Consider the following 26,478-nt stretch of genomic DNA (forward strand, 5'->3'; position numbering starts at 1 on the left):
AAATCTATTTGATTTAAATCATATTTTTATAACCAAAAATAAAAACTAAAACTTTAGTCGTATATTTAGCTGCGGCCGTTCGTTTTAAAAATATTCATAAGAAGTTGATCAGTTTCAAGCCAATTCAAGAAGCGTCATAACTCAACACTTGAGAAGCTGATCTCCCCCGCATATTAGGAGTGATCTTGTGAATATTTCAGAAACAATGCCGCATGGTTTTGATCAAAATCTACAGTTTCATCGTCAGTATGGTGCCAATGCCATTTTGCCAGAGATCGATTGGCGTCAGCTATTTAAGTTCAGCAAATTAAGTGATGTGCAAGTCGAAGCGTTGGAAACACTCTATCGCAGTGCCGTTCCTCTCGCGTTACAAGTGTTTGATGAACTGAATTTTGATGTCTTTGCGCCGAATGCCTACAAACCTCAAGGCCTTGGCTTATTCGATCGACTGGCAGAGCAAGAAGACCTACTGCTGCAAAATTTAGAAGCAGAATCCAATGGCTTGGGTTTGGACACCCGTCATCAGATTTGGAGCATGCTACTGCGTGGTGGTGCGGTTTTGGTGTTTAAAGCGTGGCTCGGTAAAGTCAAAACCGACAAAAACCAGCTGGATAAAACACAGTTTGATGAATTATCTGATTTACTGTTTATTAAAACAGCGCCATTTGAATTGGCACAACGTTTGAATGTCGATGCCAACTCCAAGCAAGACCATATCTTCCTGATGTATGACAATGATGTTTATCTGGATCGTTTTAACAGCTTAGAAACTGCAGCCCTATTTGTGGATTTGGGTGTTTATGATGCGGCTTTCCTGAGTTTACGTGATGACCGTGTCGCGGATTATCTCAAAGCGCGCGGCTATGTGTCCGATGAACAAATTGATGAATTACAATGTGCGCTCAACCCTTTGTACTGTACCGATCTGACGCCTAAGCAAGACTATATTGCTTAAGTTATTGTTGAAGTTGTTTATATAAGGTATTAACTGATGTTACGCAGTAACATCAGAAGCACAATTTGATTCAAATAAAAGAACGATACGCGGTAACGTCATCCGCAAGTGTTTGAGACAGGACGACTTCTAATCACAAATGTTTTTGCGATACTTTGAATAATTTGGCGCAAGTGAACGAGTTTTGCGGATGACAATGGTTTTGGGTACTTTTGCCGAAACAAAAGTACCTCCAGCCGAAGGCTGATCCCTTTATTTAATCCCTAGATGTAAGACTCCGTCGAACTGACTTAAAAATCATTTTAAAAATGCGAAATTACTTTTAGGTGCGTAATATCAGTTATTGGTTTAATTCGCATTGTTCTATCGCTTAAACAGCGTAAAAAAAGACCTCCACGATGGAGGTCTTTTTTTGGAAAAAATCCTTAGATTTTCTTTTCTTCAATATTCAATGCATTAATTGCCAATACAGCTTGAGTTCGGTTTTGTACGCCCAACTTACGGAAAATCGCCGTTACATGCGCTTTAATAGTTGCTTCAGATACATCTAACTCATAGGCAATTTGCTTATTCAACAAACCTTCCGCCACCATCATTAACACACGGAATTGTTGCGGTGTTAAAGACTGAATACGTTCGGCCAATGCTGTTTCATCTGCAGCACGTGGGTCAAAGTTCATGTTGGCAGGTAAATTTGGTGGTAACCAAATCTCGCCTTCTAAGACTTGACGAATCGCTTCACCAATGTGGCTTGGATGCGCAGATTTTGGAATATAACCCATCGCACCATGTGCAATCGCACGTTGGATAATCGACGCTTCTTCATGCGCAGAGACCACAATGATTGGAATCGATGGATATTGTGCGCGAATATGCACCAGAGCAGAAAAGCCTGAAGCACCCGGCAAGTTTAAATCCAATAACACAAGATCAGGCTCAGGGCCATTTTCAAGACGTTCATAGCATTCATTGACTGCTGCAGTCTCATGAATTTGCGCCTGAGGCAAACTATAACGAACCGCCTGAATTAAAGCATGACGAAACAGCGGGTGATCATCAACGATTAAAATATTCATAAGCAACGTGAGAGATCTTGTGCACAATGACCCTATTCTAACCACACATGCTATGTGAAGGATATGCAAGAACTTATTTTTTTGCATTTAAAATGTAGATTTTCACCTAAAATGCGTCTTTTTTCGCATTTTCTATAAATCTTTAAATCTAATCATATTTTCATATAAATTTTATCAACACAGTAAAAATGCGTACATCTAAGCATTATATGTTGAAATATCAACAGTTTAAAATTTGAAATTTCACAAATCTTCTGGTTTTTCCAACATATCTAAAAATCAGATAACTTTTCTGATTTTCGTTATTTTACAGTGATCCACCCATCGGGATTAATAAAAGGCATTCCGAGAAACCACACTTTTAGGTTTAAAAAATGTCTCAAGTTAATCTACAAAAACCCCTGAATATTGTTGCTGTGTCAGGTGGTCTAAACAATCCATCTAAAACCGAAGCTTTGGTACAAGCTATTGTTGATGAACTCGGTGATGCAACTCCAATCAATGTGCATTTTATTAAGTTTAGTGAAATTGGCAATTTATTAGGTGGCGCGATTTACCGTAACCAATTGCCACAACGTGTACAAGATGACCTTGCTGCTGTTGAAGCTGCTGATGCACTGATTGTTGGAACACCTGTTTACCGTGCTTCATTTACAGGTCTGTTTAAACACTTCTTTGACTTTGTCGAACAAACTGCATTGGTGGATGTACCTGTCTTGCTTGCAGCTTCGGGTGGTTCTGAACGCCATGCTTTAGTGCTTGAACATCAACTGCGTCCATTGTTCAGTTTCTTCCAAGCGCAAACATTGCCGATTGGGGTCTATGCAACAGATCGTGATTTCACCCCTGAATACACCATTCATAGTGAATTACTCCGTGACCGCATTACTTTAGCTGTAGCACGTGCGCTGCCGATTTTGGAATGGGCTCCAGCCAAAGGTCAGCGTGCTGAAGTGGTGAAAGCCAAGTCTCAACAAGCCAACCAAAACTTGGGCATTAATAAGCAAATCGAGCAAGAAGAAGTCCTTCCTTCTGCAGCTGTTCCAAGTTTGGATGCCGCTGAAGCTCGACTGCATAGTAAAAAGCCAAAAACGCAAGTGGCCTAAACACCACAGCATAACAATTCGATCCCGAGGGTTTGCAAAATGTCAGTACAAGAAAAAAACATTACATTTGCGTATTGGGTACCAAACGTCAGTGGTGGTTTGGTGGTCAGTAATATTGAACAGCGTACCGATTGGAGCTATGACTATAACGTGCGTTTGGCACAAGCTGCAGAAAAAAGTGGCTTTGATTATGCGCTGACTCAAATTCGTTTTACCGCAGGTTATAACGCGGAAAATCAACACGAATCAGTTAGCTTCAGTCATGGTATTTTGGCCAAAACTGAAAAGCTCAAAGTCATTGCAGCGATTTTACCCGGCCCTTGGAAACCGGCTCTGGCTGCGAAACAATTGGCGACCATCGATCATCTTACCAATGGCCGTATTGCAATCAATGTTGTAAGTGGTTGGTTCCGTGGAGAGTTTGATGCGATTGGTGAAGAATGGCCCGAACATGATCAACGCTATGCGCGCTCTGAAGAGTTCATTCGTAGCCTAAAAGGCGTTTGGACGCAGGATAACTTTAGTTTTGATGGTAAATACTATCAATTTAAAGACTACACTCTATCTACGAAACCGGTGCAAAAACCGCATATTGAAATCTTCCAAGGTGGCAGTTCACGTGCAGCACGTGACATGGCATCACGTGTTTCCGATTGGTACTTCACCAACGGCAATAGCCCTGCTGAGTTGAAAAAGCAGATCGACGATATTCGTGAAAAAGCCAAGGCCAATAACCATCAGGTCAAAATCGGGGTGAATGCCTTCATTATTGCCCGAGATACGGAGGAAGAAGCCCAAGCGGTGCTTCAAGCGATTATCGACAATGCCAATACCGAAGCGGTCAATGCCTTTGGCGATGCAACTCGTGAAGCAGGTGCATCCACAAAAGAAGGCGAAGGTAACTGGGCAAAATCTACTTTTGAAGATTTGGTTCAATACAACGACGGCTTTAAAACCAATCTGATTGGCACGCCACAACAAATTGCCGAACGCATTGTGGAACTCAAAAGTGTAGGTGTCGATTTGGTTCTCTCAGGTTTTCTCCACTTCATTGAAGAAGTGGAATACTTTGGCGAAAAAGTGTTGCCACTGGTTCGTGAACTGGAAGCTCAACAGCAGCAAGTTGTGCAGGCTAAATCAGCATAATTGTTGATGCAGTCACAGCTCATAAAATCAGCATAATAATCACAAATGGCTCACTTCACTTTCCTCCCCTAAGGCTCGGCTTAGGGGATTTTTTATCGCCAGTCCAATTTAAAGACATGCTCTGTTTCTACAAAACGAGCGGAATTGTAAACAAAGAAAAAGCCCGACATCCTGTCGGGCTTTTTCTATATGGATACTTAAGCATGACTCCTGTCTTGCTTCACAGTCCTGATGGTGAACACTTTGTTATTGTTTTATGTTCCGGAACGTCCTGTTCCTGTATAAGTTCATCTTAGGTAAAATTTAAAAGCACGCATAGCGTCTAAAAACTTCGTTACTTGTACGCTTAAGCTGACAGGATTGTGCGCAATCGGTTAACTTAAACCATAGATATTATATGGTTTTTTATAGAAATCGATTTTTTAGATAATTTCATTACCACTAGATACCCCCGTAATTCCAGTGATATTTCCAACACAAACGAGGCAATAAACATGCAACTGGTTTGGTTTCGACAAGATTTAAGACGACATGACCATAGCGCACTGTGGCAGGCGACACAGTCTGGTCCAACGATTGCCTTTATTGCGCTTTCTCCTGAACAATGGGCAAGGCATGACGATGCCCCCATTAAAATCCATCGCTATCTTGCCCAACTGGAACTTTTGCGACAGCAATTGGCTGAACTAAATATTCCACTGATTATTCAGCATATTCCCCATTGGTCAGACATCGCCAATGAGCTATTAACCCTATGCACTCAGCTCAATATACACACGGTGCATGCACATATTGAACATGGTGTGAATGAGCTTAAACGAGATCGCGAAGTACAACAGTTATTAGAACAGCAGCACATCTCTGTTGAGCTGTACCATGACCGCACCCTGTTTCCTGTTGGCAGTATTCGCAATCAATCTGGACATCCTTATCAAGTTTTCGGTGCATTTAAGAAAAATTGCTACGAGAAATTGAGCATCAGTGTGCCCAGTTGTTATCCTGCGATCGAAGCCCAAACGGCTCTCGCCCAGCATCCTCTGTGGCAAACCGAATTCGATCTTCGTCCTTTTTATCCCGCAGGGCTGTTAGCAGCTCAAATCGAGCTTTGGCCGATTGGGGAAAATCATGCACAGCAGTGCTTAGATGAATTTATAGAACAACATCTGAGTCGTTATGCTGATGATCGGGACTATCCAGCGCTCAATGCTACCAGTCGAATTGGCATGTATCTCAACTTGGGCATCTTGTCTATTCGCCAATGTCTGCAAGCCCTGTTTCGTGAACAAGGTGGCTATTTCCAGATCGACCACAGAGGGCAACAAACGTGGCTCGATGAGCTACTTTGGCGTGAATTTTACCAGCACATTTTATTTGACTACCCGCAAGTTTCTCAGCACCAGCCGTTTCAAGCCAAAACCTTAAAAATAAAATGGCGCCATGCACCACAAGACTTTGCTGCGTGGCAATACGGCCAGACGGGCATTCCGATCGTCGATGCAGGGATGCGTCAACTACTGGCTACGGGTTGGATGCATAATCGGGTGCGGATGATTTGTGCCATGTTCCTCAGTAAGAATCTACTGATCGATTGGCGGTTGGGGGAGCAATGGTTTATGCAGCACCTTGTCGATGGTGACTTAGCAGCCAATAATGGCGGTTGGCAATGGTGCGCCTCGACGGGTACAGATGCTGTACCTTATTTTCGGATTTTTAACCCGATCAGCCAATCTCAGAAATTTGATCCGAACGGGGATTATTTACGTCAATGGCTACCTGAACTGGCAGATTTGGATGCAAAGCAAATTCACCAACCCTTTGCCAAAAATCCTCAACTAGAATTGAACTACCCTCAACCGATCGTCGATTTAAAGCAGTCTCGCTTAGCTGCAATTGAAACTTTCCGAGCATTGTAGGCCATTGCCAAGATCGAACTGCTAGGGATCAAAACGCTGTACTGAAATGGTCACTCTAAGGCATAGCCGATCGGTCGTTTTGTCCCTACAATACAGAAAACGCAAATCATTTTAGAGACGCTCACATGTATACAGGCATCGTGCAAGGTTTAGAAAAAGTCTTAGACATTCGTCAAGGCAATGGCTTCACAACCTTGGTGATTTCAAATCATCAGAATTTTTTTCATGATGTCTTTATCGGGGCAAGTGTGGCGATTAATGGCGTGTGTTTAACGGCCACACATATTGATTTGGCAGCCAACCAAGTACATTTTGATGTCTCAGATTTGACCAATCAACTCACCACGCTAAAAGCTCTCAAGGCCGGTGATGAGGTCAATGTCGAACGCTCAGCCAAAGTTGGCGCAGAAAATGGTGGTCACAATCTTTATGGTCATATCGAAGGCACAGCCACGATCAAAAACTTAGAACATCGTGGGGAAACCTTTCATCTCGATATTCACATTCCGGCAGGCAATATTAAATATTTCTTTCTCAAAGGTTTTATTGGACTCAATGGTTGCAGTTTGACTGTGAACCGTGTTGATCGTGCCAATAGTGAAATTTCAATCGATCTCATTCCTGAAACACTGCGCCTCACTACATGGAAAGATGTCCAAGTCGGTGATGCCGTGAATTATGAAATTGATCAAACAACGCGAACCTTAGTCGATACCTTAGAAAATATCCATCAGCGTTAAAATCGACTGACAGCACATTGCAAAAAGCCTCCCTTTCGGAGGCTTTTTATTGGCTCATTTGCAATATACGTTTAAGAATAAAAACTTGGATCTGGCACTTTGGCTGTGAGCACCCATTCACCAACTTCCTGATATTTATAATCAATCGGATCGTGCAGGGTCTGGGTACGCACATTGCGCCAGAAGCGGTCTAAATTCAGTTTGGCCGTCGTGGCACGTGCACCCATCACTTGGAAAATATTTTGCGTAATGTACAGCGAGCTATTGGTGGCTGCAATTTTGGCTGTTGCAATCGCAATAGAGACTTCTCCACGTTGTTCCGCCGTCAAAGCTTCACCAATCTCCCAAGCCCCTTGCAAACGCTGAACCGCTTTATCTGCCAATAAACGTACACTTTCTAATTGCACATAAAACTCAGCAAAATGCTTTTGAATAAATGGGTCATTCACTGCATTTTCAGCCAATGATTTTGACCACGCCTTTTGGTTTTGAACCGTCTGTTTTGCTGTTTCAAAAGCCCCTTCTGCCACCCCTAAAAACAAATGCACAAAGATCAACTGTGCAATCAATGGACGCAAGCTGGAATACGGCGTACTCAAAGGCCCCGGGTTCAGTAGTAATTCATCTTTGGAAATTTTGACCTGTTCAAAATGGCTACTTCCACTGTCGGTTTGACGTTGTCCCATATTGTCCCAATCGCCGAGAAAACTGACGCCTTCACGTGCTGTAGGAATCACCCCGATCAATAATTTTCCATCGTCATTGAACCCGGAACACAGCAAAATATCTGAATCCATGGAACCCGAACAGAAGCTTTTATCGCCATGAAACACATATTCATGTTCAGACAATTGCGTTGCTGTAGTACGACGGTCCAAAGGGTTTAAGGTATTACCCCAAAATAAATGCTCACGTGCAGTCTGTTCAAACCACGGGCCATATTGCTCTGGCTGCGCGAACAACTGTACCGTTGCAATCAATAAATGATGGAAACCATAAACATGCGCCAATGAGCTATCCACTTGGGCAATGGTTTGAATGGTTTTAAAAATCGTCTGCCAATCTGCACCCTGTCCACCATATTGCTGTCCAATGGACAATGCAAGCAAACCACTTTGACGAATCAAATCACGTTCAGTTTTGGGATTTCCCCCCTGCTTATCACGCTGAGCAGCCGTCGTGGCAAATTCTGCCGCCAGTTTTTGGGCAATATCGATCGGATCTTGAGTCAATGGAGTTGAAGCGTTCATATATCTGTCTGATTATTCTGTTACCGTTTTAGCTTAACAAAGTAGAGGCATTCAGCTTATCTCAATGCCTGCAGTCTATATCTGTAAAATCTATATCTCATGAAATCTAAGTCACCAACATTCAGGCGACTCATGGCTTGGTCTTTGTTATCCATCGTATGTACGATGGATAAAATGCATCATGAACGTCACCTCATCCTAATCAACATTTCTAGGGGAAAGGACGTTCATTATTGCTTTAATAATCCTTCATATAAGCCATAGTGAACTTTCATCAGAACGTGATCACTCACGCTCAAATTGTTCTTATGACTTCGGATAAACCGTCGCAATCAAATGTTCAACCACTTGAGGCTCTGCCAAGGTCGAAGTGTCGCCTAAAGAGTCCAGCTCATTGGCCGCAATTTTTCTTAAAATACGGCGCATGATTTTACCAGAACGGGTTTTTGGTAAGGCTGGCGCCCAATGCAGTGCATCTGGCGTTGCCACTGGTCCAAGGACTTTTCGTACCCAAGCCACCAGTTCCTGACGTAACTCATCCGTCTCAGCTGTCCCTGCTTGTAGGGTGACAAAGGCGCAAATCCCCTGTCCTTTAATATCATGCGGCATACCCACCACCGCAGACTCTGCCACAGCATCATGCGCAACCAACGCACTTTCAATTTCAGCCGTTCCTAATCGATGCCCTGAAACGTTCAAGACGTCATCCACACGGCCCGTAATCCAATAGTAGCCAGACTCATCACGACGTGCGCCATCACCTGTAAAATACGTCCCCGGATAAGTGGAGAAATAGGCTTCAATAAAGCGCTCAGGATCACCCCAAATGGTTCGCATTTGTCCCGGCCAAGAATCCTTAATCACCAAGTTACCTTCTACGGCGCCTTCAAGCTCATTGCCTTCAGCATCAACTATCGCAGGTTGTACACCAAAAAATGGACGCGTCGCCGAACCCGGTTTTAAATCAGTTGCCCCCGGCAATGGCGTAATCATGAAACCACCTGTTTCTGTTTGCCACCATGTATCCACCACTGGGCAGCGGCTTTCACCTACCACGGTGTAGTACCAATTCCATGCCTCTGGGTTAATGGGTTCACCCACTGAACCTAGTAAACGCAGACTACTACGGTCACTTTCTCGGACAAAGGCATCCCCTTCTCGCATCATGGCGCGAATTGCAGTCGGTGCCGTATATAAAATAGTGACGTTGTGTTTATCTACAATATGTCCGGTCCGAGCCCAACTTGGATATTGTGGTACACCTTCAAACATCACGGTCGTAGTACCATTCGACAATGGGCCATACAATACATATGAATGCCCAGTGATCCATCCGACATCTGCGGTACACCAAAACACATCATCTTGTTTTAAGTCAAAAACCTCACGGAAAGTACAATTCACATAGGTTAAATAGCCGCCTGTGGTATGCAATACACCTTTCGGTTTTCCTGTCGAACCTGATGTATACAAAATAAATAGCGGGTCCTCGGCATTCATAGGTTCAGGTGGACAAATATCATTGACCGACATGATTTCCATGTGATACCACAGGTCACGATCCGCTTTCATTTCGATCGGGTTACCTGTACGGTGCACCACAATGACATTTTGAACCGAAGATGTGCCTTCAATGTCGAGTGCAAGATCGACATTTTCTTTGAGTGGAATGGGCTTGCCACCACGCATCCCACAATCCGCAGTAATCACGACTTTCGCCTGACTGTCATCGATACGACTTGCCAATGAGTCTGGTGAGAACCCGCCAAAAACCACGCAGTGTACTGCTCCAATTCGGGTACAGGCCAACATCGCAATTGCCGCTTCTGGCACCATTGGCATATACAGCACCACACGGTCGCCTTTGCCCACGCCATGTTTTTTCAGCACATTAGCAAAACGGCAAGTTTCATCATGCAGTTCTTCAAAAGAAATGATTTTATGCCGTGAAGGATGATCTCCTTCCCAAATAATGGCCGGTTTATGTGGATGTTCTTTTAAATGTCGATCGAGGCAGTTGGCACTGACATTCAGTTCACCGTCAGCAAACCACTCGATCTTGAAATCATCTTGCTTAAAATTGGTATTTTTAACTTGGGTAAACGGTTTGATCCAATCGATCTTTTGCGCTTGCTCCGCCCAAAACTCATCTGGTTGTTCAATTGATTTTTGATAACGCTCAAAGTACTCCGACTCATTGATGCGCGCGGTTTTTTTAAAACTTTCAGGTACTGGATAGATCTCTTTCATATTGTATTTTCCTTGATCTGATTCATCTCATCACGAGATGCCATGCCACATTTCTACTTTTATAATTTCTGCATCACAGCAGTATGACGATTAATTTTTAATCGCAGCAATCATGCTTTGGTCGTATTATTCTTTCCCATTTAAAGCACATCTATAAGCAAAATTTCAACAAAAACATGTTTCAATTCAGTATCTGATCAGTTCATTTGAACCTATAATGCAAAGGTAATTTTACTCAGCATTCCACTTTTTTATTCTTCCATACACGTTGAGTTGACCCAAGCATGAATACCAATGACTCTTCTTTCTTTTCCCGTCAGACGACCACTACATCGGATAATCCCCTGAAACCAGATGGACGTTTTGGTCGACTGAGCATGATTGGTTGGTATGGCTTTCTCAATATCATCAGCTTTTTTGCCTTGATCGCCTTAAGCCTTGCTGTGGGTATTTTCAACATCAATACCATGGCGTTAAATGAGCAATTTGTTGGCATATTCACAGGGGTATCTGGCCTCGCCTATTTGGCGATTATTATTCTCTACATTTATTTTTATTGTGTCTTTGTCGTGCGTCGGCTGCATGACCTCAATAAAGCCGGTTGGTTGCTACTATTATTATTTATCCCCGTGATCAATCTGTTCTTTATCCTGTATTTATTATTGGCCTCAGGCACACCGACCGTAAATCAATACGGCGCGCCACGCCCTGCTGCGGTTTGGGAAAAAATTCTGGCATGGTTGATGATTTTAATCAGTGTCTTGTCGCTCTTGGCTACAGGTAGCATCACCTCGTATATGATGGGTAGCGGAGAAATTGAATCGCCTACAGAAATCATTCAACAAGGTACTGAATACTTCTAAGCCACTGACCGAATCTGAGCCTGTCTGAATTTTGATACATCTGTTCGCAAGCCTGTAAATGAGGGTTATTTTCGCCACTAATTTCAGGCAAAATAGCGAAAAACCGGAACATTTGGAAAACTCGTGGCTGAAAAAGAAAATGCCTTGAGTGATGTCACTCAAGGCACGACTCAACTTTTGCAAGAGGCAACAGAAAAAACCGCACAAACCGTGCTGGAACATACCTCTAAATATAATGACGCATACTCAACGATCGATAAATTTGTCGATGGATTTTGGGAACGCCTGCCATATATTTGTATCGCATTAATTGTTTTTACGATCTTCTATCTACTGTCTAAACTCTTTAGATTCTTTGTTCGTAAAGCGCTCACTGACCGTTCTTACTCAAAACAAAATCTAGTTTTAGTACTGAACCGTGTGGGTAGCTCAGCCATTATGTTCTTCGGTTTCCTAATTGCAATGGTCATTGCGATTCCTGGGTTCACACCGGGTCAGCTCATGAGTGCATTGGGGATTGGTTCGGTCGCAATCGGTTTCGCGTTTAAAGATATTTTCCAGAACTTACTGTCGGGTATTTTGATTCTCCTCGGTGAACCGTTTAAAATCGGTGACGATATTATTGTGTCAGGAATGGAAGGTACGGTTGAAGATATTCAGATCCGTGCAACCTTCCTACGTTCTCCAGATGGTCGTCGTATCGTGATTCCAAACGCGACTGTTTACACCAGTGCGGTAACGGTGAATACCGCTTATCAACGTCGTCGTTGTGAATTTGTGGTTGGTATTGGTTATGAAGATGATATTCAAAAAGCTAAAAACATTGTTTTGGCTATTTTGGACAAAGATCCAACCATCTTGAGCCAGCCTGCATTTACCGTAAACGTAAATGCTTTGGCTGATTTCTCGGTCAATCTGAATGTCCGTTGGTGGGTAGATACCACAGAGACCACCACTGCGAACTCAATCAGTGAAGTGCAAGAACACGTTATCCAAGCATTCAATCAAAATGGTATTTCAATTCCTTACCCTGTACAGGAAGTTAAAGTTTACCGTGGTGATCAAGCTGAGACAGAAGCGTCAACAGCTAAATAATCGCCCTAAAACGTACGGAATCACAGTTTCTGTCCGGATAATTCGGTTGCCTAAGCTGACTGCTTGGCAACCGTTTTTTATGAGCAAATCGACCTCATAAGGGATAAATCCACCTTCAGGCCCAATAATGATCGTACATCCATGTTGAATCCCTGCAGGCATCACATCTTCGACATAAGGGTGCGCCACATAAGCGGGATAGTCCGATGAAATCATGCTCGGTAAAACATCCTCCACAAAGGGTTTAAAGCGTTTATACAGTTCAATTTTGGGCGCAATGGTGTCACCTGCCTGCTCCAAACCCAACGTCACATAGTGATCGAGCTGCTGTAAAAATGGTGTCTGCCAATAGCTTTTATCCACGCGATAACTGTGCAGCAAAATGATTTTTTCTACGCCTAAGGTGACGGCATCCATGATCAGACGGCGCAACACTTTCGGACGAGGCATTGCCACAATTAAAGTCACCGGATGCTTTGCTGGTACTTCTTCTTCTTGTAAGGGTTTAAGTTGAATGCGCTCATCACTGATACTGACGATTTGGGTTAAATAGCGTTTTCCTTCCCGAATCCCGACTTTGAGGGTATCGCCCACCTGTACATCAACATGGGTTTTTAAATGCTCAATTTGGCGTTTAGCACTGATACTCCACAGTTCAGATTCAGTTTGACGTGGGTCAAGCAGGACGATGTTCATAAAAAATTCTCTTACCCAGTTCAATTGGATACGCGAAAACGTCATCCACAACTGTTCGAGGCAACACTCAATAGAATCACTCAAATTTCAGCGATTATTTGTTAGACATAAAAATTCGACGCGTTTTGTCGGTGAGGTGCATTGCACCGCAAGATGGTTTCCTTGCGAAGCTTCGCATCTCATTTTACCGAATGAGAAACAACGTTTCGTAAGAGTACCTCCAACCGAAGGCTAACCCCTTTCTTCAAATCTTAAATGTAAGACTCTGTCGAGCCTATTCATTCATCTATTTAAAGCATCAACCAATTTAAATCATGGTTGAAAAATCAAAGGTATTGATCAATCACCTGAATATGCTTTTGCAGCGACCCAGTATTTTTTTGCATAATCAGCTGCGCTGCATCATTTAAAGCCTGCGCTTTCGCAGTATTTTGAATGATCTCAACCAATGCACTGACCGCCTGCTCAAAATCCTGCACAACCACAACCGCATGGGCCGCTACAAATTCATCCACAATGGTTTGAAAATTAAAATAATGCTGACCTAATACTGTCGGGACATGTAACGCGATGGGCTCCAAAATATTATGTCCACCGCCCGGTACATTTAAAGACCCGCCAACAAAACAAGCCTGACTCAGTGCCAGCCAAAGCCATAATTCACCCATACTATCCGCTAAATACAGTTGCGTTTCAGGCTGAATCGTTTGCTTTAAACTGCGGCGCTGCGTGCGTAAATTCAGTTTCTGCGCTTCTACAAAAACCTCATCAAAGCGTTCAGGATGCCGTGGTACGACGATACATAATAGCTCAGGCTGTTGTTGCAAAATTGGCTGCAGCGCTGCAAGTAGTTTTTGTTCCTCGGGCGCATGCGTACTGGCAATGGTGATGATTTTACGCTCTTGCAAAGCCCAATCTTGACGCAACTGCGCTGCTTGTTGCACAAAGCTATCGGGCGCATGAATATCAAACTTGATACTACCGACGACCTGGCTGGTATGTGGGTTTGCACCCAACCCAATAAATCGCGCTAAAGTTGCCTGATCTTGCGCCAATAATTGTTTCAAACTCTTTAGCATCGGCTGCGTCAAACTCGGGACTTTGCTATAACCCTTCGCCGATTTTTCAGATAATCTGGCATTAATCAATAAACACGGAACGTTAGCCTGATCGGCTTCAATCATCAAATTTGGCCAGAGTTCAGTTTCGACCAGTGCCAACATTTTCGGTTGATATTTTTCGATAAAACGACGGACTAATTTTTTTTGATCTGCCGGCAAATACACGGCCTGAAACAGTGATTCATAAGGTGCTTTTAAAAATAATTGTTTCGCACGCGCTTGTCCGGTTTTGGTGGTATTGGTGACTAAGACTGGATGGCTTGCTTTGAGATAATGTTCAATCAGCGGCTGTGCAGCGTTGGTTTCTCCTACGGAAACCACATGAAACCAAATTGCATTACGGTTTTTAACTGGCTGAAATGGCCCAAAGCGCTCAATACACTCTTGCTGATATAGTTGGAAATCTTCAGCACGTTTTTTGATGCGCCATTGATATAGCGGCTTAATCAGCGCCAAAGCTGCGTTATACCAAAAAGGAGTAGTCAAATTATTACGCTCAAAAACGGTTTGAATCGGCAGAATATATCAGAGCATTATCCACATGTTAATGGATAATGCGTATTCAAGTGTCGATTAATAGGTTGAACGACCTGAACCAAATTTATTTTTCATGCTTGGATAATCAATATAGCCTTCGGCAACATCTGTTCCAATCATATTTTCCAACTGCAATTCATTCAGTGCAGCATTCGCTAGCAAACGTTCAAACAAATCTGGATTGGCAATATAAGCTTTACCAAAAGACACCGCATCGGCTTTACCTGAGGCCAATAAATCAACAGCATCTTCACGGCTTAAACGCATATTGGCAATATATGGCACACCATTTGAACGCTGTTTCAGATAATCACTGATACTGTCATCCGCTAGATATTCACGGGTAAAGAAAAATGCAATCTTCCTCTGCCCCAACTGCTCTAAAGCATAGCCAAAGGTTTCACGTGGATCATGATCGCCCATGTCGTGTTCATCACCACGCGGCGCAAGATGCACACCTACACGACCTGCCCCCCACACTTCAATCAGCGCATCCACCACTTCAAGCAATAAACGTGCGCGGTTTTCGACAGAACCACCATACTCATCTTCACGTAGATTGGTTTTGCTTTGTAGGAATTGATCGATCAAATAACCATTGGCCGCATGCAATTCCACACCATCAAATCCCGCTTCTTTGGCTTTGATCGCAGACTGTTTGTATTGCTCAACAATGCTTTTGATTTCTGCAATCTCTAATGGACGTGGCACGACATATTCGCGTTTTGGGCGAAGCAGACTGACATAACCTGCCTGTTGTACCGCACTGGCAGAAACTGGTGTATCGCCATTCAAAAGATCGGGATGTGAGACACGTCCGACATGCCACAATTGTGCCACAATTAAACCTTGCTGTTCATGTACGGCTTGGGTCACCAATTTCCAGCCCTGAACTTGAGCATCGGTAAATAAACCCGGCGTCTGCAAATAGCCATTAGCTGCTTCTGAAATGACTGTTGCTTCTGAAATGATTAATCCAGCACTTGCACGCTGTGCATAATATTCAGCCATCATCGGCGTTGGAACACGGTCAATCGTTGCACGACTACGGGTTAGTGGCGCCATTACAACGCGATTTTTGAGGTGTAAATCACCCAAAATGAGAGGAGTATTAAGTTCAGCCATATATGTCTCGCCTGACACTTCAAATGCGAAAAATGATTTAAAGTGAGTTCTGCAGATAATCAATATATTGCTGAATGAGTTCTTCATTGCGCGAAAAATACGACCATTGACCATATTTCTCGGCTTGAATTAAGCCCGCCTGTTGTAACACAGACAAATGATTAGACATCGTAGACTGCGAAACATTACCGAGTTTTTCGATATTGCCAGCGCATACACCACGATTAAAGCCGCCACATTGTTCTTCTGACAAAAACTGTTCTGGTGTTTTCAACCATTCCAAGATTTGACGTCGAGTCGGATTGGCAAGTGCTTTAAAAATTAAATCAATATCCATAATTTAAACGGGTTTAATTAAATAAAAATTTGGACAACAAAGTTCTATTCAGCATCTTGAATACACTATATCGTATTTTTTCGATTTTTATATCGATTTTTTTAGATATATTGATCAAAAACAGATTGAACTTTGTTTTCTATATAAATTTAAATTACAAACCTTGTTTAAGGCTGGCTTCAATAAACTTATCTAAATCGCCATCAAGTACTGCGCCGGTGTTTGAACTTTCCACACTGGTACGTAAGTCTTTAATACGCGAGTCATCTAAAACGTATGAACGAATTTGGCTGCCCCAACCGATATCGGACTTGGTGTCTTCCAACGCTTGTGCCGCATCATTACGTTTTTGCATTTCAAGTTCGTACAATTTTGCACGTAACTGTTTCCATGCATGGTCACGGTTGGCGTGCTGTGAACGTTGGTTCTGACATGCCACCACAATCCCTGTTGGAGCGTGAGTTAAACGTACCGCAGAGTCTGTTTTGTTAATGTGCTGACCACCCGCACCAGATGCACGATAGGTATCAGTACGAACATCAGCTGGATTGATTTCAATTTCAATATTGTCATCAATTTCAGGCGATACAAAAACCGCTGAAAATGAAGTATGTCGACGGTTACCCGAGTCAAAAGGTGACTTACGGACTAAACGATGTACGCCAGATTCTGTACGTAACCAACCATATGCATACTCACCTTCTACACGGATCGTTGCAGACTTGATCCCTGCCACATCACCATCAGACTCTTCCATCACTTCTGCTTTAAAGCCATGACGTTCAATCCAACGTAGATACATACGTAATAACATCGATGCCCAATCCTGTGCTTCAGTACCGCCAGAACCTGCTTGAATTTCGACATAGCATGGGTTCGGGTCCATCGGATTACTGAACATACGACGGAATTCTAATTTCGCAAGTTCTGCTTCCGCTGAAGTTAACTCTGCTTGCACATCCGCAAGTAAGCTTTCTTCCTCTGCTTCAACCGCAAGATCCAGCATCGCTTGGGCATCTTCTAGTTGAGTTGAAAGCCCTTCGAGCACGTTAATGACGTTTTCGAGTTCACCTTTTTCTTTTGCCATTGCTTGCGCACGGCTTTGATCATTCCAAATTGCTGGGTCTTCCAGCTCACGTAGAACCTCTTCTAAACGCTCTTTTTTCAGATCGTAGTCAAAGATACCCCCGTAATGTTTGACCACGGTCGTTTAAGTCTTTTAGCTGTAATAGATACGGATTAATTTCCACGTGAATTACTCTCAATCAAAAAATTTGGCTTAAATAGCCGCCTATTATATCACAGAGCATTTGCACAGTTTCAGCCAGATTGATCATCCAAATCATTGACTTCAATGCACATAATATGAACAATACGCTCGCATTACTATTTATTACATTTTTTTTACAACAATAATGTTTCGAGGGTTTTATGAAAAAGACATTACTTGCACTAGGCTTAGCTGTAATCGCATCTTCAAGTTTTGCTTATGACGGCCAAATTGATGGAGGTTTTACTTATACAGATTGGGATGATGATTTTACTGATACTGATAATACATTCAACCTAAAAGGTACTTTGTATTTTGACTCAGTACAAACTGGTAATGGTCCATTAAATGAAGCTGCATTTCTAGGTCATAACAGCAATGCCTATCTTGGTTATTCATATAACACTTGGGAAAGTAATGAAGTTTTTGGTTCAAAACTTGAATCTGATACTCACCACTTAACCGCAGGTATTGAATATTTTGTCGATCAATTTTATATCAATGGTGAAATTGGTCTTGGTCAATACAATCAAAAAGAAACTGAATTTGGTCAAACTCTTTATGATGAAGACTACGATGTGACTACTTACCGTGCATTAGTGGGTTATCTTCCTGTATCAAACCTATTACTTGCTGCAGGTATTGATGGCTATCAAGGCGACAACGATGAAGACGAAGACAACCGTTTTGCTGTAAAAGCAAAATATGTTGCGCCTTTGAACAATGGTCAATACATCAACCTTGAAGCAGATGGTGCTTTTGGTGATGTAGATGCTGTTACGATTGGTGCAGACTACTACTTCGACCAAGCATTTAGCGTTGGCGCTGCTTATAGCATCGTTGATAACGGTGAAGAAGATACAGATTACTTCGCTATTCGTTCAAAATACTTCCTTAACCCGAACCTAGCAATCGGTGGTCAAGTTGGTTTTGGCGATGACGTTCAAGCGTTCAACATCAATGCAACTTTCCGTTTCTAATTTCGTTTGATTTAGCAATTTGCATAAAAAAGCACCTCAAATTTGAGGTGCTTTTTTCTTTTCGATGTAATATTTACTTTAAAAAAAGTCCAGTTATTGACCAAATAATCTACAAATTCATAATATCTACACAGTTTTAATAAAACAAAACATTATAAATAAATTCATATTTTTCAATATATTAAATTATTTAAATTACATAAAATTACCGAATACACAGTTCTGCAACTTTGCAGCGATTGACCATCTTTAAAAATTCTCTAGACTAAAACTTGTAACAAAAAATGTATTAAATTTAGCCAAACAATTTAGAGGGGTAGTTTCCATGAAAAAACTCGCAATTGCTTCAGCACTTCTTTCTGCACTTGCTATTACAGGTACAGCTCATGCTTATCAAGCAGAAGTAGGCGCTTCAGCTGGTTACATCGACCCAGATAATGGAAGCTCTGGCAGTGAATTTGGTGTAAACGGTACTTATTACTTCAACCCTGTTCAAACGCGTAACGCTCCTCTTGCAGAAGCTGCATTCTTAAACCGTGCAAGTAACGTCAATGCACACGCAACTTTCGCTGATCGTGGCAATGTTGACGACAATACTTATGGCGTTGGTATCGAATACTTCGTACCAAACTCAGATTTCTATGTATCTGGTGATGTAAGCCGTAATAATGTCGAAGTTGACACTGCAGTCGGCACAATAGACAACGATACAACTTATTATGCAGCTGAAGTGGGTTACCTTCCTGCACCTGGTTTCTTAGTTGCTGCCGGTCTAAAAGGTTGGGACAATGACGATGACGACGGTGTAGATCCAACTTTACGTGCTAAATACGTAACAACTTTAAGCAATGGTAAAGACATCAACCTTGAAGCGGGTGCAGCATTCGGTGATCTAGATGAATTCAATCTAGCAGCGGATTACTTCATCGACAAAACATTCAGTGTTGGTGCTGACTACTACAACAACGATGTCACTGATCGTAACGAAGTAGGGATCAATGCACGTAAATTCTTCAACCAACAAGTGAGCCTTGAAGGTCGTGTTGGTTTCGGTGAAGTTGGCAACAATGACTACAATTCATTTGGTGTAGCAGCGAAATACCGCTTCTAATCCATTGAAGTCAAAACCATAAAAAAAACCGCTCTTCTGAGCGGTTTTTTATTTGCCTGTAAAAATGGAATTTATTGAGCCAAGTGTAAAACTCTCAATTGAACACTGACATTTCCTCTAAATTCATTTTTATCGAGTTCGTAGACCAAGCGGATTTTATCTTGCATAGGATTAAATTCATATTTTTCTGCCGCATTAAATGCAATTGCGTCCACCATTAAACCATTATCTAAAGCAAGTTTTAATTTCAAATGTAGGTCTTTCAACCAACGATAATCTAAAATTTTAAATAGGCCTTCATAGACCGGTGCAGGGAATTTTTGTCCCCATGGACTTAAATTTTGCAGAAGATCGACGGTTTCGACATTAATGGCCGAATCGGGCAATTCGCCATCTGTCCAAATAGTGGCCTGAAATAAACTTTCATCTTGCGCAGCGATTAGTGCTTCAAAAGCGGTTTTAAATTCAGAAAAATGCTGCTTTTGAATGGTTAGTCCTGCTGCGGCTGCATGTCCACCAAAATGACTGACCAAATGCGGATGTAATTCAGCAATACGCTCAATACTGTCTCGAATATGAATACCTTCGATAGAACGCGCAGAGCCTTTAATATGTACGCCATCTTCATCTGCAGCAAAGACGATTGCAGGTCTATGGAATTGTTCTTTCAAACGCCCTGCAACAATCCCAATCACCCCTTGATGCCAATGCTGTTCAAACATGATCAAGGCTGCAGGTAGATTATCCTGATCAAGCTGAATATGTTCTAACTCAGCCAGAGCTTCCTGTTTAATCTGCCCTTCGACTTGGCGTCTTTCAATATTGAGTTGATTCAACTGCTGCGCAATCGGATAAGCCGTACTTAAATCCGCCGCAATCAGACACTCAATCCCAATATCCATAGTCTCCATACGCCCAGCTGCATTGAGTCGTGGGCCAACTACAAAGCCCAAGTCCTGTGCTTTTAACTGTGCGGGATCACGACCAGCGATATCCAATAATGCACTGATCCCTGGACGACATAGTCCTTGCTGAATCCGCTTCAAACCAGCATCGATCAAGATCCGATTATTCAGATCTAGACTTGCAACATCGGCATAAGTGCCTAAAGCCACCAAGTCCAAATATTGGCTGAGGTTGGCTGTGGATTTAGCATTTTTTTTACGCATACTGGCCAAATTGGCCAACACATAAAATGCAACACCTACGCCAGCCAAGGCTTTACTTGGAAATTCACATCCCAACTGATTCGGATTCACCACCGCTTCTGCTTGTGGTGTTTCCTTCGTGGTCAGGTGATGGTCTGTAATGATCACCTGCATACCATGCGCCTGTGCCTGTGCTACACCAGCATGGCTCGAAATACCATTATCGACTGTAATCAGCACATCTGGGGTAAAACTCACGAAGGCTAAATCAGCAATGGCGGGTGTCAGGCCATAACCATACTTAAAACGGTCTGGAACCAGATATTCAACATCCGCGCCCATATCACGCAGTGCCAAGACCATCAATGCAGTACTGGTTGCACCATCGGCATCATAGTCGCCTACAATGACAATTTTTTTATGTATATCAATGGCTTGGTCGATCAACTCTATAGCTTGCTGCATGCCTTTTAAGGTCGGGGCATGTAAATGCTTGAGCTTCAATTCCAGTTCTTGTGCGGAAGAAACCCCGCGACGTGCCAATAAGTCCGCAATAAACGGCGCAACGCCCTGAATATCTTCAGGGCGCGTCAAATAGGGTCTTTGTTGAATTAAAAGTTTAGACATTTATGGCATCAGTCGCTGTAGAACCCATTGACCATCCTGTAGTTTATAACTCAAGCGGTCATGTAAACGATTCGGACGGCCTTGCCAAAATTCATAATAATCCGGAACTAAACGATAGCCACCCCAAAACTCAGGTTTCGCCAATACGTCTTTGCTTTCCACTTGATCATGCAAATTTTGGAATCGCTGTTGTAATTCTTCACGACTAGCGATAACACCACTTTGTGGAGTACTAATGTGCGCTGCGATTTGGCTGTCACGCGGTCGTTTATGGTAATAATCCGTAGATTCTTCTGAAGATATCTTTTCCACACGACCACTGACCCGAATTTGACGTTCCTGCTCTTGCCAATAAAACAATAACTCTGCATAAGGATTATTGAGCAGATCGTTACCTTTTTGACTGTCATAGTTGGTATAGAAGTCATAACCTGCATGGGTCGCACCGCGCAACAAGACCGTCCGCACGTGCGGACGACCTTGGGCATTTGCCGTCGCCAAAGACATAGCATAGGGTTCATGCAATTGTGCTTCTAAGGCATGGTTAAACCATAATAAAAACTGCTCATGTGGATCACGGTTCACCTGATCTTCATGCAACTCACCTTTTTGATAAGTTAAACGCAGTTCACTTAAGTCCTTAATCACATCATTCATGCAATTTCCCCTCTTGATTTAAGCTGCATTGGCACGAACAGCATCGGCCAAATGATTTGCTAACGCTGTGACTTCTTCAAGGTCATTACCTTCAACCATGACACGAATGACCGGCTCTGTGCCTGATTTACGAATCAAGATGCGACCACGCCCTTTAAGCTGAGCTTCAGCTTTTTCAAACTCGCTCACCAGTGCAGGTACGGCGTAGGGATCAAACATCGCAGCCAAGCGAACATTCACCAAGACATTTGGTAATAACTCAAACCCTTCCACCAATTCATGCAAAGCTTTACCTTGCTCAACCATCACCGTTAACACCTGAAGTGAAGCAATGATCGCATCACCTGTGGTGCTCTTGTCCAAAGTCAGAATATGACCTGATGGCTCACCACCTGTTACCCAACCTTTTTCTTCCAAACCTTGCAATACATAACGATCACCGACTTTGGCACGCAGTAATGGCACTTGGGCTTTATCTAGCGCAATTTCAAGCGCCATATTGCTCATAACCGTACCCACGATACCCGCAGGTTTTTGACTCGCTTGAGTGGCTAAAATATAAAGAATATGGTCACCAGTAATTTGCTGACCGTTTTTATCGACCATAATCACGCGGTCAGCATCACCATCAAAAGCGATCCCTAAATCCGCCTGATGTTCAACAACTGCTTTTTGTAAAAACTCAGGATGCGTCGAACCACAGTCTTTATTGATGTTTAAACCATCCGGTTCGTTAAACAGCGCAATTACTTTTGCACCCAGTTCACGATATACCGAAGGACCGACGCTATAGGCTGCACCATTGGCACAGTCCACCACAATTTTTAAGCCTGTCAGGTCAAAATGGTACGGGAAGGTTGATTTACAAAATTCGATATAACGACCATTGGCATCTTTTACACGCACACTTTTACCTAAGTTTGCAGGGTCTTCGATCACCAAGTCATTTTCAAGTTCTTTGTTTATGGCTTCTTGAATTTCATCCGGCAATTTTTTACCTTCGCTCGAGAAGAACTTAATGCCATTATCAAAATAAGGGTTATGCGACGCCGAGATCACGATGCCTAAACTGGCATGTAATGCACGAGTTAAATGGGCAATTGCAGGTGTAGGTAATGGACCCAACAAATGAACATAAACACCTGCTGCGTTTAAACCAGCTTGTAACGCTGACTCTAAAATATAGCCCGATAATCGGGTATCTTTACCTAGTACAACGATGGGCTTTGCTTTTTTACTGTATTGTTTTAATACTTTACCTGCGGCAAATCCTAGTTTTAATGCAAATTCAGGGGTAATAGGCAATTCACCGAATTTGCCACGAATGCCATCTGTACCAAAATAACTCATGTTGTACTCACTTCTTAATGGTGATCTTAATCATCACTTTTTACTGCAAATACTTTACACCAAAAACAAAAAGGCCGTCATATTAATGACGGCCTTTTCGGCTAAAAGCTACTAAATATCAACCAACACGGTAGTTTGGTGCTTCTTTAGTAATAGTCACGTCATGTACGTGAGATTCAGACATACCTGCCGCAGTAATTTTGACAAACTGTGCATTTTTACGTAAGTCATCGATCACCGCAGAACCGGTATACCCCATAGATGAACGTAAACCACCCATCATTTGATGAACGATGTTACCCATTGGGCCTTTGTACGGTACGCGACCTTCAATACCTTCTGGTACAAGTTTTTCAGCGCCTGCTTTTGAGTCTTGGAAATAACGGTCAGCAGAACCTGTTGCACCTGCCATCGCACCCAATGAACCCATACCACGATACGCTTTGTAGTAACGACCTTGGAAGAATTCAACTTCGCCCGGTGCTTCTTCAGTACCCGCCATCAATGAACCTACCATGATGGTACTCGCACCGGCACCAATCGCTTTTGCCATATCACCAGAGAAACGGATACCACCGTCTGCAATCAATGGAATTTGATCTTTTAGTGCATTGGCAACGCTGTCAATCGCAGAGATTTGCGGCATACCAATACCAGCCACAATACGTGTAGTACAGATTGAACCTGGGCCAATACCCACTTTCACTGCATCTGCGCCAGCATCTAATAATGCAAGTGCTGCATCACCAGTCGCGATGTTACCGCCAATCACTTGAACTTGTGGATAGTTGGCTTTAACCCAACGTACACGTTCAATTACACCTGCAGAGTGACCATGTGCAGTATCAACAACAATCGCATCAACACCCGCTTCTACCAATGCTTCTACACGGCTTGGTGTTTCTGCACCTGTACCAACTGCAGCACCAACGCGTAAACGACCTAAGTCATCTTTGCAGCTGTTTGGATAGTTTTCAGCTTTACGGAAATCAGTAACCGTGATTAAACCTTTCAGTTCGTTGTTGTCATTTACAACAAGGACTTTTTCAATACGGTGCTTTTGAAGTAATGCTTGGATGTTTTCTTTTGATTCGTTTTCACGAACAGTCACCAAACGATCATGACCTGTCATGATGTTACTAACAGGTTGCTCAAGATTGGTTTCAAAACGAGTGTCACGACCAGTAACAATACCCACCACTTGACCGTCTTTCACCACTGGTACACCGCTGATGTTATTTGCTTGAGTTAAAGCAATCAACTCACGTACAGTCGTTTCTGGTGTAACGGTAATTGGGTCTTTCACCATACCTGCTTCAAATTTTTTCACGCGGCGAACTTCTGCAGCTTGTGCAGCAATATCCATGTTTTTATGCAGGATACCGATACCACCGTTTTGCGCCATTGCAATCGCCATACGTGATTCAGTCACAGTATCCATCGCAGCAGAAACAAGTGGAATATTCAAATTGATGCCACGTGTGAAACGTGTCTTAAGAGAGACATCTTTTGGGAGAACAGTAGAATAGGCAGGGAGTAATAAGACATCATCAAAGGTTAGGGCTTCTTGAACGATGGTCAACATAACAGTCTCGCTGGTAATTTCCGTGAGCCATTATATACAAATTTCCGTTCAATTTTCATTTTAATTGCGGCAATTCTTTACAGAGTTTTCAATATTAACCATCGAATATGCTGTTTTCAGCAAGAATACACTGAGGGTTAGTCAGCAACTTGTTCAATACAGGCAGAATCCGAAGACTCTACCGCTTAATTTCAATAAATTTATTCTGGAACTAAAGCCTTAACTGACTTGATCGAAATCTTCATCATTTTCAGCGTCATGCAGTGGAATACTGATCAATGGAATCATTTGATGCGCGATGCGTGCTTTATTACATTGCTCATCAGCTATCTGCACACTTTTACATGTGGAACTCCGAGCCTCGTACACCCTACAACTCACTGCTTGCCCAATTTTCCCACCCAAAGCGATACAACGAGACTGTGTTTGATTGGTGCCCGCCATACATGAATACACGGCATTAACCGGCTCAGTATAATGTTCGGGCATATTCAGCCCTTCTGCCCAATAAAAAGAAACGCGATAGTGGGCACAACATGCTCCACAGGTTAAACATGCATCCTGAGTCGGTATTTGAGACAACATTTTTATCTATTCTCGTCATCTAAAAGCTTATTTTATGGACGAAAAATACTAAAAAATGTTATCTGCAAACTCAATTATTTTTTCTGAATTTTCAAGTCATTATACTGGGCAAGTAAAGACTGTTTCATCCATTAAATCGACACCACACTGCAAGGTTTCGATCCAATCTAAGAATTGGTTGATCTGTTCTTTACCAATAAATGGCGTGCCGTGCTGCGGTACGATCATTTCCACATCCATCGTCCGTACCATGTTGACCCACAGACGGATCACTTTGTTCGAACACATGTAGCGCTGATGGAAGCCTTTCATTTTAGGAATATGAGCGGCAAAATTTTCTAAAGGTTTAGAGGCATCATCCACCATAGATGCGCCCATATCCCCTGAGAATAAAATTTTGGCAATCGGGTCATAAAATTGGAAGTTACCAACCGAATGTAGGAAATGTGCAGGAACAGCCACCAAATGACTGTTGCCTAATGGAATCACCTGACCATGATCTGGCAGTTCGATCAGACGATCCAACCAGTTGCCTTTCATCCGGTCACTCATAAATGCAGAGTTTAAATGCGGTAAGAAACGCGCCCACAGCTTAGATGCCACCACTTTGGCGTCGGTATAAACCAACCAACGCGGCATCGAGGTAATAATGTCTGGGTCCTGATGCGAGGCCATCACATAGTCAAGATTGGTCAAACGGGTATATTTATTCAGTTCCATAGTCAGTGGGACATAGGTCAAGTCACCACCCGGATCGAGCACCGCTGCGCGCTCATTATCCAAAATCAGGAACTGGTTCGCCTGTACGCCCTCGCCTTTTACCAAGCTGGTAAAGCTAATACATTTATGCTTTCCATCATCATAAAGTACCTGTGATGTTGTGCGTTCGAAAGCCATTCCCATTCCCCAAATTTTTTATCAAAAAAAATATATTCTATAGGTGAATAACATATAT

General features: G+C 42.7%; 23 protein-coding genes. 9 read left to right on the plus strand and 14 right to left on the minus strand.

The genetic code is table 11. The features are described 5' to 3' along the window. The first annotated feature begins 205 nt into the window (after positions 1-205). Positions 206-955: a hypothetical protein gene (locus tag FTV37_RS03165; RefSeq protein WP_171525947.1), complete on the plus strand. Its 750-nt coding sequence runs from the start codon at positions 206-208 to the stop codon at positions 953-955. Positions 956-1,380: 425 nt separating this feature from the next. On the opposite strand, the gene FTV37_RS03170 is transcribed toward FTV37_RS03165, so the two are convergent. Beyond that, the gene (locus FTV37_RS03170; RefSeq protein WP_078190543.1) at positions 1,381-2,031 is read right to left on the minus strand and encodes a response regulator transcription factor; all 651 of its coding nucleotides are present in this window, start codon (positions 2,029-2,031) and stop codon (positions 1,381-1,383) included. A gap of 374 nt (positions 2,032-2,405) precedes the next feature. On the opposite strand from FTV37_RS03170, the gene msuE reads away from it, so the two are divergent. From msuE to FTV37_RS03190, 4 genes are all read left to right on the plus strand, one after another. After that, positions 2,406-3,137 carry an FMN reductase gene (msuE, locus tag FTV37_RS03175; protein ID WP_078190544.1) on the plus strand — a complete coding sequence of 244 codons (732 nt, stop codon included), beginning with the start codon at positions 2,406-2,408 and terminating at the stop codon, positions 3,135-3,137. A gap of 39 nt (positions 3,138-3,176) precedes the next feature. Next, entirely contained in the window at positions 3,177-4,283 is a 1,107-nt protein-coding gene (gene sfnG, locus FTV37_RS03180; RefSeq protein WP_180063018.1) for a dimethylsulfone monooxygenase SfnG, read from the plus strand. Positions 4,284-4,777: 494 nt separating this feature from the next. Next, positions 4,778-6,196, plus strand: a complete 1,419-nt coding sequence (locus FTV37_RS03185) for a deoxyribodipyrimidine photo-lyase (protein ID WP_180063019.1) — start codon at positions 4,778-4,780, stop codon at positions 6,194-6,196. A 125-nt stretch (positions 6,197-6,321) separates the two neighbouring features. Next, positions 6,322-6,936 (plus strand): riboflavin synthase subunit alpha, encoded by a 615-nt coding sequence (locus FTV37_RS03190; RefSeq protein WP_180022763.1) that lies wholly within the window; start codon positions 6,322-6,324, stop codon positions 6,934-6,936. 71 nt (positions 6,937-7,007) lie between these two features. Here FTV37_RS03190 and FTV37_RS03195 read toward each other — a convergent pair whose 3' ends face one another. Together FTV37_RS03195 and acs are read right to left on the minus strand one after the other, a co-directional pair. Next, entirely contained in the window at positions 7,008-8,186 is a 1,179-nt protein-coding gene (locus FTV37_RS03195) for an acyl-CoA dehydrogenase family protein (protein WP_180063020.1), read from the minus strand. Between the two features lie 306 nt (positions 8,187-8,492). Then, positions 8,493-10,436 (minus strand): acetate--CoA ligase, encoded by a 1,944-nt coding sequence (acs, locus tag FTV37_RS03200; RefSeq protein WP_180022761.1) that lies wholly within the window; start codon positions 10,434-10,436, stop codon positions 8,493-8,495. A 284-nt stretch (positions 10,437-10,720) separates the two neighbouring features. Between acs and FTV37_RS03205 the strand changes: the two genes are divergently transcribed. Next, entirely contained in the window at positions 10,721-11,299 is a 579-nt protein-coding gene (locus FTV37_RS03205; protein WP_180022760.1) for a DUF805 domain-containing protein, read from the plus strand. 123 nt (positions 11,300-11,422) lie between these two features. Continuing rightward, positions 11,423-12,394, plus strand: coding sequence for a mechanosensitive ion channel family protein (locus FTV37_RS03210; RefSeq protein ID WP_078193200.1), 972 nt, complete (start codon positions 11,423-11,425; stop codon positions 12,392-12,394). On the opposite strand, the gene FTV37_RS03215 is transcribed toward FTV37_RS03210, so the two are convergent. From FTV37_RS03215 to prfB, 5 genes are all read right to left on the minus strand, one after another. Then, positions 12,380-13,090, minus strand: coding sequence for a 16S rRNA (uracil(1498)-N(3))-methyltransferase (locus FTV37_RS03215; protein ID WP_180063021.1), 711 nt, complete (start codon positions 13,088-13,090; stop codon positions 12,380-12,382). The genes FTV37_RS03210 and FTV37_RS03215 overlap by 15 nt on opposite strands. 326 nt (positions 13,091-13,416) lie before the next feature. Then, positions 13,417-14,697 carry a 3-deoxy-D-manno-octulosonic acid transferase gene (locus FTV37_RS03220; RefSeq protein ID WP_180063022.1) on the minus strand — a complete coding sequence of 427 codons (1,281 nt, stop codon included), beginning with the start codon at positions 14,695-14,697 and terminating at the stop codon, positions 13,417-13,419. Positions 14,698-14,784: 87 nt separating this feature from the next. Then, on the minus strand, positions 14,785-15,873 hold the full coding sequence (locus tag FTV37_RS03225) for an alkene reductase (RefSeq protein ID WP_111884475.1): 1,089 nt from the start codon (positions 15,871-15,873) through the stop codon (positions 14,785-14,787). Positions 15,874-15,910: 37 nt separating this feature from the next. After that, positions 15,911-16,210, minus strand: coding sequence for a helix-turn-helix transcriptional regulator (locus FTV37_RS03230; protein ID WP_078190555.1), 300 nt, complete (start codon positions 16,208-16,210; stop codon positions 15,911-15,913). 154 nt (positions 16,211-16,364) lie between these two features. Then, positions 16,365-17,460 (minus strand): peptide chain release factor 2 gene (gene prfB / locus FTV37_RS03235; protein WP_111884474.1). Its coding sequence is split into 2 segments (ribosomal slippage): positions 16,365-17,387 and positions 17,389-17,460, totalling 1,095 coding nucleotides; the frame shifts between segments, so codons are not numbered across the junction. A gap of 181 nt (positions 17,461-17,641) precedes the next feature. Between prfB and FTV37_RS03240 the strand changes: the two genes are divergently transcribed. Together FTV37_RS03240 and FTV37_RS03245 are read left to right on the plus strand one after the other, a co-directional pair. Next, on the plus strand, positions 17,642-18,460 hold the full coding sequence (locus tag FTV37_RS03240; protein ID WP_180063023.1) for a putative porin: 819 nt from the start codon (positions 17,642-17,644) through the stop codon (positions 18,458-18,460). Between the two features lie 325 nt (positions 18,461-18,785). Then, complete coding sequence (locus FTV37_RS03245; protein WP_067761595.1) at positions 18,786-19,571, plus strand: putative porin; 786 nt, start codon at positions 18,786-18,788, stop codon at positions 19,569-19,571. A gap of 71 nt (positions 19,572-19,642) precedes the next feature. Here FTV37_RS03245 and recJ read toward each other — a convergent pair whose 3' ends face one another. The 6 genes from recJ to FTV37_RS03275 form a co-directional block, all read right to left on the minus strand. Beyond that, positions 19,643-21,346 (minus strand): single-stranded-DNA-specific exonuclease RecJ, encoded by a 1,704-nt coding sequence (recJ, locus tag FTV37_RS03250; RefSeq protein ID WP_180063024.1) that lies wholly within the window; start codon positions 21,344-21,346, stop codon positions 19,643-19,645. Beyond that, a complete protein-coding gene (gene pdxH / locus FTV37_RS03255) occupies positions 21,347-22,003 on the minus strand; it encodes a pyridoxamine 5'-phosphate oxidase (RefSeq protein WP_180063025.1) in 657 nt (218 codons plus the stop codon). It lies immediately after the preceding gene. An 18-nt stretch (positions 22,004-22,021) separates the two neighbouring features. Next, positions 22,022-23,353, minus strand: a complete 1,332-nt coding sequence (gene glmM / locus FTV37_RS03260; RefSeq protein ID WP_180054189.1) for a phosphoglucosamine mutase — start codon at positions 23,351-23,353, stop codon at positions 22,022-22,024. 118 nt (positions 23,354-23,471) lie between these two features. Next, positions 23,472-24,938: an IMP dehydrogenase gene (gene guaB / locus FTV37_RS03265; RefSeq protein WP_078190562.1), complete on the minus strand. Its 1,467-nt coding sequence runs from the start codon at positions 24,936-24,938 to the stop codon at positions 23,472-23,474. Between the two features lie 219 nt (positions 24,939-25,157). After that, positions 25,158-25,523, minus strand: coding sequence for a YkgJ family cysteine cluster protein (locus tag FTV37_RS03270; RefSeq protein ID WP_168379406.1), 366 nt, complete (start codon positions 25,521-25,523; stop codon positions 25,158-25,160). A gap of 99 nt (positions 25,524-25,622) precedes the next feature. Beyond that, positions 25,623-26,420, minus strand: coding sequence for an MBL fold metallo-hydrolase (locus tag FTV37_RS03275; RefSeq protein ID WP_078190564.1), 798 nt, complete (start codon positions 26,418-26,420; stop codon positions 25,623-25,625). Positions 26,421-26,478 lie beyond the last annotated feature (58 nt).

This window comes from Acinetobacter sp. YH16042 (genome assembly GCF_013417245.1).
Taxonomy (GTDB): domain Bacteria; phylum Pseudomonadota; class Gammaproteobacteria; order Pseudomonadales; family Moraxellaceae; genus Acinetobacter; species Acinetobacter amyesii.